The following is a 13040-nucleotide window of genomic DNA, read 5'->3' on the forward strand; positions in this document are numbered from 1 at the left end:
AGCCGCCTGCTTCGGTCGATTGGCAAAGGAGGCGCGGCTCTTCCCGAAGAGCCGCCGTGCTTCAGTTCGGCGGGGCGACGTCGAACGCAACAGTCAGCCTTTCGCCCGCGGCGAAGGGCCGCGTGCCGTGCCACATGGTCGAGGGGAAGAGTATGAGTCGGCCGGGTCGCGGTTCGATCCGCCGCGTGGGCGGCAGACCGAGACCAAGACTGGCCGGCGGTTCGCCCAATGTGAGCCAGCCCGCGTCGCCAGGTCCTCGCTCCGCGTCGCCCGGCACGGCGACGTACAGCGCCGAGCTGAACCATCCGGCCGGATGGACATGATTGGCATGGTGTCCGGCACCGTTGAGCCGCACGGACCAGGCACCCGCGAAGCGTATGGGGCGGTCGCGGCGATGGCGCAGCGTCGGATGGGTCGGGTCGATCGGCGGTAGCCGAGCGATATGTGCTTCGACCGCAGCAACCAAAGCGGCGCGCAGCGCGCGGATCTCAGGCTCGATCCGCAGTAGCAAATGCCCGTCTGTCTGCGTGCCGCCGCGCACCGACTGATCGAGCGGCTGGGCACGGGCGAGATGCAGCGCCCGCAGCGTCGCGGCAAGCGCATCCAGATCAGGCAGCCGATCAGCGAAATCGATTACCGACACCAGGTCGTCATTACCCTCGAGCCAGAGTTGGCGCGGGTCGCCCGTCATGCGCCAGGCGAGCGCCGCATAGGGCCAGATTGCCACTGCATCGGGCCGCTCCACCCAGGCGTCGATGATCGGCAGGACTGAGGCCAACCGGCCGATGCGCAACAAATGCCGGACGCGGCTGACTGCCGCCGCTTGATCACCACTCTCCGGCATGCGGCCGAAAATCACGTCTGCATTTTCGAGAGCCCCCATCTCCGAAAGCAACGAGGCTTCGTCGGCGACGAGGAACGTTTCGTCGCCCAGCGCAGCGCGACCGCGCCCGAGCACCTCCAGCGCGGCTGCGTGATTCTCGTTCTCGGTCAGCGTCCGGACGAACGCCTGCCACAGATCCGCATTGCGCGGCTGGGCAGCCAGTGCGCGCCCGAAGGAGTTCATCGCCTGCTCGCCCATCATCGCGCGCAGCCGCGCCAGCGTCGCATGGCCTTCTATCCAGCCGGGATTCTGTACCAGCAACGCGTCGAGCTCATCGATTGCACGCGCCGCGTCAGCCGCAGCAAAGCGTGCAGCGGCAAGCCCCAGATGCACGCCACCGTCGCTCGGATTAAGGGCACGTGCGCACTCGAACAGCGCGACCGCATCGCTGCCGGCTTCAAGGGCCACCTGCGCTCTTCCCTGCGCGATCTTCGCATCGGCCGGAGCTAGGCCTGCTGCGCGCTCGAACGAGGAGAGCGCCAGAGTATGCTCGCCAAGCGCACGCTGCAGCAGGCCGGTGCATTGCCACAACAACGCATTGCTCCCGCTCAGCCTGGCTGCCGCGTGGACCAGCGGGAGCAGTTCCGCCTCGTTGCCATTGTCGAGAGCCTCGATCGCACATCTGGCCAGCGCCTCGGGGTCATCGCGTCGCAGCGAATCCGGCGTGGCGCTCACAGCCCGCTCGCCCCCACTCCCTCTGCCTCCATCATCGCCGCGACAGCGGCTTGCTCCACCCGGCTCAACTCGGGGTGCCAGGCATCAAGGATGAAGACGACACGCAGGGCATCAGTCGGATTCAACGCTTCATGTTCGATCGTGTCGTCGAAAACGAACGCTTCGCCTCGCTGCCATGCCCGCGTTTCGGCGCCGACACGGAACCAGCAGCCTTCGGGCACGATCAGCGGCAAATGACAGACCAGTCTTGTGTTGGCGACACCATTATGTGGTGGAATCCGCGTTCCGGGCGCGAGCAGCGAGAACATCGCGTTGGGCGAGCAACCCGCGATCTGCGGCTGCGGCAGACGATTGAGCAATGCCATGGTCTCGGGGCAGTGCCGCGCATTGGCCTCAATACGCCGACCATTCTGCAGCAGATGGATTGCCGTCCAATCGAGATTACGGTTGAGCGCCTGCCATTGCCTGAGCGGAGCGTGATCGGGATACTGGACGTAGGGCACCAGCTCGGCGCGTTCGGCCGCCATGACACACTGGAGCTCGACGGCGATGATGTCGGTCGCTGCTTCGAGATCAGCGAGCCAGGAAAACAGCATGCGGGGATGAAATTCCCGCTCGATGAGTTCCGGGAAGTGGAAATGCGTTGGCTCGCTGTGAAACACGCGCGTACGCCTGAGCATATTATTGCGGAAACGGACGATGCGCTTGCGTTCGGCATCGTCGGCGGTCGCCTCGGTATCGCCTGTCGCCGCCTTCAGCCGCGCCTCGCGTGCATTGAGCCAGGTGCCGTGTTCACGCTCCGCCTCGGCAACCACAATGGCGAGTTGCGGTGGCACGGTGGCGTCGGGCCGTTGCGCCAGCGCGTTGCCCCACGCCTCTCCCGCCCCTGAATCCCCAATCCGTTGGAGCAGGCTCGCGCGCATCAAGAGCGCCGTGAAGTCGAGTGGTGAGACGGCAAGGGCGCGGTGCACCGCATCGAGCGCGACGCGAGGCTGCCCCAGCGCGCGACTGACCCCCGCCAGCCGCATCAGGATGGAAAAGTTGTCGGGACTGACAATCGCAGCCTGGCGCAGCAAATCCTGGGCGCGACCAAAATCCTGCACGGCCAGAGCCCGGTCGGCCTCCGCCATCAGGGCGGCTTCAGCGCTCAAAGCGTGTAGCCAAATGCCTCGGCCCAGGGTGCAAGGGCTGGCAGAACCGGCTCGAGATGTCGGCGATAGCGTTGCCACCGGCCGGCCGCCCGTTTGTAGATCGGCTCGGTCACCTGCGCATAGCTGGCGGTCGTGATCAGGCCCCGCCCCCGGGCGGTACTGACGTGATCGAGCGCTTCGTCACGCCAGTCGAGCCGAAGAAAATCGAACAAAGGGCGGACCTCGGCCTCAACATCCTCGACCAGTCGCTCATACACCACGGTGTGGACGTTGAGCGGCAGCAATTCTCGAGCACGCTCCCAATAGCGGAAGGTCAGATCGTAGAACGCGGCGGCATCCTCCAGGCGCAGGAAATTGCTCATGGCCGAATTCAGCCTGAAATTGCTCATATAGCAGCTCAGCAGCACGTCGCAGGGATGACGTAGCGCCAGGATGAAGCGGGCGTTCGGGAAGAGCCGGTGAATCAACGGTACCTTGTGCAGGAACAGCGGCGACTTATCGATGAGCAAGCTCGACGGCGGCAGATTCTGGATCTTCGAAACTTCTTCGAAATAGCGCCGGCGTGCGGCGACAATTCCAGCCTCGTCGAGCCCTGCTATCCCTGAAAATTCGCCAATGCTGGTATCGACATGGTTGAGCGGCGGCTGCTCCTCGAGAACGGTGGTCCCTTCATGCCCCATCAGGATCGTGTCGAGCAGGGTCGTGCCGGAACGCGGAAAGCCTACCAGGAAAACCGGATCAGGCCGTTCGATGGGTGGAGCGGAAGGCGCCCAACTCGCCACCCACGCCGGGGTGAACCGCTCCACTTCGCTCTCGATCGAGGTGCGGAGTTCAGCCGCGCGGCGGCACGGATCGGTCGGCCCCTCCTGCCGCAACCGATTGGCTTCTTCGAACGCGGCAAAGGCTTCGTCGCTTCGGCCAAGCCGATCGAGTACGGTCGCGCGGATATGCTCGGTGCGTTCCGGCTCGATATCAGCCGGCACCAGCGAAAGTGCGGCGAGCGCTTCTTCGAAGCGCTTCTGCCTGCGGAGCTCGAGCCCGCGTAAAAAGGCGATCGCACCCTCTTGCAGCCCATTCGCTTCAGCAAGCTCGATCAGCGGCGCGAACTCATCTTCGCGATTGGTATGCTCGAACTGGATGGCAAGACCGAAATAGGCGTCGGCCATTGTCGGATCGAGTTCGATGACCCGGCGATAGGCGCGCTCCGCTTCGTCGATCCGGCTGATGATGCCGCATTCCACGCCGAGCTTGAGCTGATAATCGGCATTGTCGGGATCTCGCGCGACGGCCTGTTCGAGCGCTTCGAACGCGTCATCCTGACGCATCTCGCGTTTGCAGAGCACGTAAAGGCCGTGGAGCGGCTGTGGATCATCAGGGAAATCCGCGGCGGCTTTGCGCAGCACCACCTCCGCCTCGGCTATCCGGTCGGCGTTGCGCAATGCCTCGGCGAGGTTGAGCCTGGTGGGTGCGGCCCGAGCATCGAGCACGACCGCGCGCTCGAGCGCCGAAACGCTGCTGGCATAATCCCCCAGCGCGTTATGGGCGTTGCCCAGATTGTTCCAGCTTTCGAAATCGTCGGGCGCCTGGGCGACGACCTGCTCATAGGCATCGACCGCCTCATCGAACCGCTCGAGCGTCTGAGCGAGAAAGCCATAATAGCGCAATACGCTCAATGTCGGGCCGGATTCAGCGAGCGCCCGGGCCGCGATGTCCAGTGCGGCGGCGTGCTCGCCCGTCTCGATGAACACCGCAATGAGATTGCAGGCGATGGTCACATCACCGGGACGCGCACTGTTCGCAGCCCGCAGATGCGTCGCAGCGGCAGCCGGATCGCCTGATCGCGCGTGCAGCATGCCGAGAAATGCATTGAGCGGTACGACATCGCCACCGCGCAGCAAGGCACCTTCGGCCAGGGATTGCGCGCGCCTCAGGTCGCCGCCCTGCGCGGCACTCATCGCCTGCCGCAGGATGTCGGCGATTTGCGGATCAATCATGGATGTGGCTGCCATTGTTCGAGTGTGGACCACCCCGGCCTCTCAACGCAATCCCGCCGCTGCTTAGGGAATAACGGCAAAAGAAAGGGCGGCCGATCGGAAGATCGGCCGCCCCGGCAGTTTCAGTCAGGCGCGCCTCAGAGGTCGAGCGTCACGCCTGCAAACAGATACCGGCCCAGCGCATCATAGGTCGCTGGATAGGTGTTGCCGTTACATGGACCCGTCGGGCACAGGTTCGAGCCGTCGCGGCCTGCGTTACCGCTCGTCACGAAGGGCGGCGACTTGTCGAAGATGTTGTTGACGCCCAGACGGAAGGTGAACTTGTCCTGGACCTTGGCCGTGAATGCGAGGTCGAAATAGCTGAACGACTTGATGTGCAGACCAGGATCGTAGTTGAACGCACCGTTGAGCGACTGGTTGTTCTTTTGGAGCGTCTCGGCCGTCACCGGACCGATATACCGCCACTGCGCCGACAAACTCAGGCCCGCGGGGAGTGTGAACGTGGCGCGTGCCTTATGGCGCCATTTCGGCAACGGCGCACCGCTGCTGACCGTGCCCCCGGAACTGCAGGTCGGGCCATAATAGCCGGCACAATCATAAGGCTGTGTGATGCCATTGTTGACCGCATATTTGCTGAGATAGGTGCCGGTCATGCTGAGACCGAGAGTGCCGACATTGAACACGTTCGTCGACCAGGCGGAGCTTACTTCGATACCGCGCGTGTTGATCGTGCCCAGATTGTTCGGCAGGTTGTTGACGTAACCGCCGGGCGTCAGCCAGAGCGAACCGCCAGCATCGCGATGGACGAAGCCGCACGAGATCGGCGTGACCGTGGCCGTTGCATTGGCGACGCAATCCTTCAGAATCGCATCCTGCGCCGGCGGCGAGATGGTGTTCTTGATCTTGATGTCGAACCAGTCGACCGTCAGCGAGAACTTGGGCAGGAAGCGCGGCTGGAACACCACACCAAGCGTCTTGGTCGTCGCAATTTCCGGCTTCAGATTCGGGTTGCCACCGATCAGACCGTTATATTGGCCCGAGGGGTTGGCTGACGTACCCTGACCAACCGCAAGACCCTGCGCACGGCAACCATAGTTGGTCGCCGAGGTCGGCCCGCCGGCGCACGGATCCGTCGCACCGTTCAGGCCGACGGTTGGCGTCGCGAACAGTTCCTGGATGTTCGGCGCGCGCGCCGCGCGATTATAAGCGGCGCGGAAACGGATGTCCCTGATCGGCGCGAATTCGACATCGAGCTTGTAGGTGTCGGTCTGGAACTTGTTGTTCGAGCTCGTGGCGTAGGACGAGTGGCGATAACCGCCATCGAACGACAGGTCGTAAATGCCGTTCTCGTGAACGATCGGAATCTTGGTTTCGCCGAACAGCTCGAACACATGGAAGCTTCCGGAGATCGGCAGGGTCGCACCGCCCTGTCCGGTCAAGTCACCCGTCTGGAATTCAGTATCGGTTTCCAGGTTGAGCGATTCTTTGCGATATTCGACACCCACGTTGATGGCGACGCCCTGATCGGCCCACGGACTCTTGATCCCATAGTCGCCGAGCAGGCCAGTGACTGTCCCGCTCGCGATCTGCTCCGTGGTTTCGCCCTGCTGGAAGCCTGTGGCCGACAGATAAGCGACCGAAGCCGCACTCGCCGCGCCCGCGCCGCCAAACACGTTGTATGGAACGCAGTTGGGATCCGACCCGTCGATCTTCGAGCGGCAGACCGGCTGACCCAGGGTCGCGCTGCCCGGACGTGTATCGGTGACGACGTTCAGCGCGCGTGCCAGGCGAGCGGCGGAAAATTCGTTCGAATAGACCTGCTTGTAGCTCGTCCGCCCATATTGATAATAAGCATCATAGGACCAGTTCGGGCTGATGGTCCCCTTGGTCCCGAGGACACCGCGGAAGTTGGTGTGCTCAAGCGAGGCCCGCCGCGGCCCGCCCTCGGTGTTGCGGCGGAGCAGCTGGAAGAAACCCTGATTATAGGTGTGGCCGAGCGAGTCGGTGAATACCAGCGGCGGCGCGTTCGGGTTGGTGTTGTAGGGCGCGCTCTGTGCAGTCGGGAAGGTTCCGAGGAAGCCGTTGATGAGATTGTCCGAATCGCAGACCACAGCGCGCTGCTGCGCGGACATCAGCGGATTGTCGCAATTGACCGTCAACGTGTTGCCGAAATCACCCGACGGCGCGATCTGGGCCACCGTCTTGTCGTCCATGAACATGAATTCCATGTACGGCTTGATCGCGTCATTGATCTCGTAGTTCGCGAACAGGCCCGCGGTGTAGCGTTCGTCGTTGCGCTGATAGAAGTTGGTCGGCGCAAAATTATACAGCGTCGTCGTGTTGGCGAAGCCGCCGTTCGGCGTGAAGGTGTAGATCGTCGACGTACCCTGCGTCACCGCGGTATCGAACAGGACGACATTGCCGTTGCCGGAGGTCGCGGAGCCGCCACAGCGGGGCACCCCACCGCCGGTGTTCTGCAACACGCAGGCGCTGTAGTCGCGGCGAGCCTGGGTGATCTCGTCAGCCTTGCGATAGCCGAAATAGACCGTTGCATGGCCACGATCATCAGCGAATTTGGCACCCATCGACAGCGTGGCGTCGACCGTACCGCCATCGGCCACATTACCTTTCGGATTGTCGAACTGCTTCGCGGCAAGATACGGTGTCAGGAACTTGTCACGGTTGTTGTGCTGAAACAGGCTGTATTGGCCGTCGACCCGAACACCGGTGAAATCGGTATCGATGATGAAGTTGACAACGCCTGCGACCGCATCTGCGCCATAAGTGGAAGAGGCGCCGCCGGTGAGTACTTCAACCCGCTTCAGGATCGAGGCCGGGATGATGTTGATATCGGCAGCTGAGCCACTCGTCGGGCTGGGATCGCCCGGGAGCAGGCGCCGGCCATTGACGAGCGTCAGGGTGCGCGTGGTGCCGAGGCCGCGCAGATCGACCGAGGCCGTGCCGTCTGAACCATTTGAAAGAGTCGACGCCTGGCTGGCGAAGACAGACGGCAGCGAATTGAGCAGATCCTCAACCTTGGTCGTGCCTTCCAGTTTGATTTCCTGGCTGTTGACGACGGTGATCGGGCTGGCCGAGATCAGGTTGGCCGACTGCGGAATGCGCGAGCCGGTCACGACGATGTCAACGGGTGCGGCCGGCGCCGTGTCTTGGCCCGCGACCGTGGCCGCGCCCCCAGTTGGAGTCTGCTCGGTCGACTGCGCGAACGCCGGCGTCGACACTAATGCAAGGCCCAGCACGATAGGCGCTGCGGTGGCGAGCAGGCGCGCCTTGCCTGCACTCAGGTTTGGATGGATCACGGATTTTTCCCTCGCTTGACCCCTCCGGCCGCTTTGCGCGGTCCGGCAGGGTGATTGCCGAGCCCCCGTCAGCCGCGTGCAACGCAGCCCAGAGACATTTTGGGGTGATGGGGCAGGCGGCTACCGACTGTAAAGGTTGCATTCATTGCGGCCATACACCTTTGAGGATGCATGTAGCGGAAATGCCACATGTGCGACATGTCGAAGTAGTTTGTGACCGCTTGTACGCAATTTTGTTACAAGGGCGCAACAGTAGTTCTGAATGTGTCAGTTATGCGCGTGTTGAACGGCCCCGGATCGAACGCGCCGCGCTATCAGGGCCTCAACACGGAGCCCGCTCCCACTTGACGCCGCATTGAAGCGCCGCATGGGCACGTGTCCGTCATGAGGACAACCGTGATTCGTCCCGGCGCGTTGCGTTGCAGCCTCCAAGGAACTCAGCGAGCCCCAATGTCGAATTGGTTATAATATTGCGCCGCACCGGCGCTTCGCACTTGGCGTGTTTCACCAGTGTGGCATTTTGGTTACAAGCCCGTCGAAAGCCATGCGCCGGAATCACTGCGCGCTTTACAGTCTGGCCTCGCTTACCGCATCAGGCGGCCATTGCCCCTTGGGCGCCGTATTTGCGTACGGCCGATTGGGGCTGGCAGCTACCCCGCCAGATCGCAAGAGTGCGAATGGGCCGGGGTCGAGCGAGGGGAAAAATCCGTGATGAATACGACTAATTTCGCACGCAAGGCATGCTTGCTTGCAACCGCAGCGCCATTTGCGCTGATTCTGGCAGCAGCCCCGGCGTTCGGGCAGGATGCGCCCGCGACCGTAGCAACTCCGGCCGCAACACCGGTCGACACCTCTGACGATATTGTCGTCACCGGCTCGCTCTTCAAGCACGCCGAAACCGCAAGCGCGTCACCCGTCACCGTGTTGACCGCCGATAACCTGCAAAAGGCCGGCATTACCAACATCACCGACGCGGTTCGCTCGATTTCGGCCGATAGCGCCGGCTCGATCGGCAACGGCTTCCAGGGCGGCTTCTCCGCCGGCGGCGCGGCGGTTTCGCTGCGTGGGCTCGGCGTTTCGTCCACGACCGTTCTGGTCGATGGCCTGCGTTCGACCAACTTCCCGCTCAACGACGATGGCCACAATGCCTATGTGGATCTGAACAGCATTCCGATCAGCAACATTGAGCGCGTCGAAGTGCTCAAGGACGGCGCATCGTCGACCTATGGCGCCGATGCGATCGGCGGCGTGGTCAACATCATCACGCGCAAGCACATCACCGGCATCGAAGCTGGTGTCGAGGGCGGCGTGGCACAGGCAGGTGATGGCGAGAAGTTTCGCGGGCACCTGATCGCCGGTTATGGCGATTACGCGTCGCAGGGCTTCAACATCTATGTGAGCGGCGAGTATGAACATGATGGCCGGATCGCCAATCATGATCGCGGATTTCCGTTCAACACCCTCGATCTTTCGCCCATCGGCGGCAAGGACAGCAATCGCGCTGACGATTCGCTGACGACATCGACGCCCGACGCTATCGTCACGCGCGTCCGTCAGACCGATCTCAACAATCCGCTGGCCGGCTCGGTTTCGAACATCACGACCCCGGCGCTGTTCCAGACACTCAGCCCGACCTGCGCCAACGGCAAGTTCACCGTCAACACTGCGTCGCAGATCGGCTCTGCTTGCAAGCACAACCTGCAGGACGAATATCGCCAGATCCTGCCGCTGCAGGAGCGTTACGGCTTCAGCGGCCGTCTGAGCTTCCGCCTGAGCGATTCGGTTGAGGGCTATGTAACCGCGAGCTACACACATGATCGCGTCGACATCATCGCGCCGCCACAGGGCATTCGCCAGACCCAGCCATTTGGCGGCTCGCCATCGCTCGCATCAAGCAATCCGGGCATCGTGCTGCCGGTCTATATCTGTTCGTCGGGCGTTAACTGCTCGGTTGCGGCTGATCGCCAGCTCAACCCGAACAACCCCTATGCGGCGGCCTATGCAGCCGATCCGTCGAACGGCGCGGCACGCATCTACTATCTGTTCGGCGATGTGAAGTCGGGCAGCTCGCGCACCAATCAGGTCTACCGTGCTACTGCCGGCCTCAATGGGCATTTCGGCGACAGCTGGGAATGGAAGGTTGACGCCGTTGGCGCCAGGGACAATCTCTCGCTGACCGACTATGGCTACCCGAATATCGCGGGTCTGCTGAAGGCGATCAACACGGGCTCCTACAACTTCGTCAATCCCAGCCTGAACACGGCGGCGGTTCGCAACGCGGTCCTGCCCGCCGTCACCACACCATCCAATTCATGGCTGGTGGCTGTGGACGCGTCGATCAGCCGCACACTTTTCCAGCTGCCGGGTGGTGACGCAAAGATCGCCGTCGGTGGCCAGTTCCGGCATGAGGACCTGACCAACAATACCCGCAACCCGGACCTCGCGACGTACAACCTCAACACGTCAGCTGCCTATGGTAAGCACAATGTGGTGGCGGGATATTTCGAGGTCGATGCGCCGATCCTCGATACGCTCAACCTCAATCTGTCGGGCCGTTACGATCACTATTCGGAAGGCTTCAGCCACTTCTCGCCGAAAGTTGGGGTGAAGTTCTCGCCGGTACCATTCTTCTCGGTTCGCGGTACATACTCGCAGGGCTTCCGTGCGCCGACCTTCGCTGAATCGAACTCACGCAGCTCTTATGCCGGGTTCTCGAACTACACACCGAAGGCCGCTTTCATCGCTGCGCACGCTTCCAACCCGACCTATTCCACGGTCTATGGTTTGGGCAGCGGCGCTACCGGCAATCCCAATATCCAGCCGGAAACGTCACGCAGCTTTACGCTGGGCACCATCTTCCAGCCGTCCCGCTGGTTCACCTTCACGGCCGATTATTTCAACATCAAGAAGTCGAACCTGATCGTCGGCGGGCCGCTGAAGGGCGCCGCCCAGGATGCCTATTTCTCGGTTGCCAGCAACACCTATGCATCGGCCGCAGCAGCCGCAGCAGCGGGTTGCGCTGCTCTGGCTGCCGTAGGACCCGGTTATTCGTGCAACGTGATCGATGCGGCGGATCCTTCGAATCCGAACGCACTGCCGCGCCTGCTGATTCTCAACGTGCCGTTCGTCAATGCCAACTACGAGATCATCTCGGGCATCGATCTGGCCGCGACGGCATCGATCCAGGTATCGTCGGGCGTGCATTGGACCAGCAAGCTCGAAATGACGGACACCTTCCAGTTCGATCTGCATAACGGCCCCGTCGTACAGAAATATGCGGGTACCCTGGGGCCATACGAACTGTCTTCGGGCAATGGCACGCCACGCTGGCGCGGCAACTGGCAGAATACGCTGGCGTTCGACAAATTCTCCCTCACCGCTACCGCTTATTATATGGGGAAGATCAAGGAAGTAGCGGCGGATGAGATTGCGCCCGTCAACAATGTCATTGACCTTTCCTGCGCTAATAACCTCTACGGCACGACACCGGCCGACCCGACCGGGAACTCGTTCTGCTATGTCAAGAACTTCATCTATGTGGATCTGAACGCCACGGCGACAGTGAATGACAAGTTCCAGTTCTACATCAACATCGGCAACCTTTTCGGCGCTCGTGCGCCGATCGCGCCGGCTTCCTATTCGAGCTCGCCCAACAACCTGACGAGCTGGCACACGCCAGGTCTGATCGGCCGGACATTCCGGGCCGGGGCGAACTTCAAGTTCTGATCACTTCAGAACTGGGTGAATGACTGGGGCGGCTCCGAAAGGGGCCGCCCCTTCTTTTTGGCGGCACAGAAAATTGGCAGAGCCACGGCGCTCACCGCTGGGAACCTGACGTTCATCGTCGATGGCCTGATCGCGCGACGATCCTCGTCGGCCGCGCGATGGCTTTTGACTATCTTCCAAGGTCGCGGTTGCCGCGTCGCATCATGCCAGGCCAGCGACAGGTGCTGCCGTCCTCAGGCGGAGGATCGGCCGGGGGCAGGTCCGATTCCCCACTACGCGCCTTCGCGATAGCTCCATGGGTCATAGACCTTCGCGCGGATCCAGCGTGTTGCAATCCACTTCGTTCCACTGCGAACCGGCAGCCCGGCATGCCGAGTGCGCGGATCTGGACGACCATCGGGCTGGAGGTTGGAGAATAACAGCAGATCACCCGCCTTGCCGGCGACCGTCAGCCCATTGGCCGTGAAACGCGTTTCACCGCCCGCATAGCCGTGGTTGAGGTAGAGGATCGCAGTTGCGACGCGCTGGTTGTCTGTTGCCGGCAGCGCGTCCAAATGGGGGCGATATTGCTGGCCGATGGTGTAGCGGAGCACGGATAGCGGCTCACCCTGCGCGGGCTGGGTGCCGCTTGCGGCAGCGATCCGATTCAGCAATGCGCGCATTGCAAGCGTTTCGCCGGTCGGCCCGATGACGGTGTCAAACGAAGTTCGCACCGGGTTTGGCGATTGCCGCCCAGTGTCGGGATCGACGACCACTGACGGTGCCAGCGAGGGCGCCGCGACTTCAGCGATGTGAGCGCATTCCTCGTGCGTGAAAAGATTGGCAAAAAGCCTGACGTCTGGGGACTCGCTCAGGCGCTCCGACGAAGGAGGCGTTTTCGGCATGCCCGTCCCATCAAGCGCCATTTTGTCGAGCAGCGTCGCGTGCCGCGCCGCCACCGGGTCGTCGGCAGCCGCCCGCTCGAGCAGGGTGCGTGCTGCTGCCCAATCTGGGGGTGCGCCGCTGCCGTTGGCGACGAGCGCAATCTCCATGAGCGCTGCATCGACATGGCCAATTGTCGCCGCGCGCCGAAGCATGGTTCGTGCCCGCGCCAGATCGCGTGGAACCGGCGTGCCGCGCAAATGCCAGACCGCAAGCTCCATAAGCGCCACGGCGTCGTTCGCCTCTCCCGCGGCTTCCAGCAAAGCCACCGCCTCAGCGACGCGCCCAGCCGCGACGATTCGATAAGCCTCCTCAACCGCATTCAAGAGCATGATTCGGAACACCAAAAAAAGGGCGGGAGTTTCCTCCCGCC

Annotated in this window: 6 protein-coding genes; 1 reads left to right on the forward strand and 5 read right to left on the reverse strand. The window is 62.5% G+C overall.

Annotated features, from left to right (window positions below; translation table 11 throughout):
- Window positions 1-61: 61 nt before the first annotated feature.
- The 4 genes from AC1DVS_RS00840 to AC1DVS_RS00855 all read right to left on the reverse strand — a co-directional run bounded on the left by AC1DVS_RS00840 (window position 62) and on the right by AC1DVS_RS00855 (window position 8020).
- Window positions 62-1558 (reverse strand): putative 2OG-Fe(II) oxygenase, encoded by a 1497-nt coding sequence (locus tag AC1DVS_RS00840; protein ID WP_478019404.1) that lies wholly within the window; start codon window positions 1556-1558, stop codon window positions 62-64.
- Complete coding sequence (locus AC1DVS_RS00845) at window positions 1555-2787, reverse strand: aspartyl/asparaginyl beta-hydroxylase domain-containing protein (RefSeq protein ID WP_478019406.1); 1233 nt, start codon at window positions 2785-2787, stop codon at window positions 1555-1557. Before AC1DVS_RS00845 ends, AC1DVS_RS00840 begins: the two co-directional genes overlap by 4 nt.
- Window positions 2706-4718, reverse strand: a complete 2013-nt coding sequence (locus AC1DVS_RS00850; RefSeq protein WP_478019408.1) for a tetratricopeptide repeat-containing sulfotransferase family protein — start codon at window positions 4716-4718, stop codon at window positions 2706-2708. Before AC1DVS_RS00850 ends, AC1DVS_RS00845 begins: the two co-directional genes overlap by 82 nt.
- Window positions 4719-4840: 122 nt before the next feature.
- On the reverse strand, window positions 4841-8020 hold the full coding sequence (locus AC1DVS_RS00855; RefSeq protein WP_478019409.1) for a TonB-dependent receptor domain-containing protein: 3180 nt from the start codon (window positions 8018-8020) through the stop codon (window positions 4841-4843).
- Window positions 8021-8731: 711 nt separating this feature from the next.
- On the opposite strand from AC1DVS_RS00855, the gene AC1DVS_RS00860 reads away from it, so the two are divergent.
- Entirely contained in the window at window positions 8732-11746 is a 3015-nt protein-coding gene (locus tag AC1DVS_RS00860; RefSeq protein WP_478021195.1) for a TonB-dependent receptor domain-containing protein, read from the forward strand.
- Between the two features lie 272 nt (window positions 11747-12018).
- Here AC1DVS_RS00860 and AC1DVS_RS00865 read toward each other — a convergent pair whose 3' ends face one another.
- Window positions 12019-12999 (reverse strand): 2OG-Fe(II) oxygenase, encoded by a 981-nt coding sequence (locus AC1DVS_RS00865; RefSeq protein ID WP_478019411.1) that lies wholly within the window; start codon window positions 12997-12999, stop codon window positions 12019-12021.
- Window positions 13000-13040 lie beyond the last annotated feature (41 nt).

The organism is Sphingomonas sp. P3_C5 (assembly GCF_056402635.1).

Excerpts from the sequence above, each read along its gene's own strand:
- AC1DVS_RS00865 (WP_478019411.1), bottom strand. The coding sequence starts at position 12,999 with ATGCTCTTGAATGCGGTTGAGGAGGCTTATCGAATCGTCGCGGCTGGG.
- AC1DVS_RS00860 (WP_478021195.1), top strand. The coding sequence starts at position 8,732 with ATGAATACGACTAATTTCGCACGCAAGGCATGCTTGCTTGCAACCGCA.
- AC1DVS_RS00850 (WP_478019408.1), bottom strand. The coding sequence starts at position 4,718 with ATGGCAGCCACATCCATGATTGATCCGCAAATCGCCGACATCCTGCGG.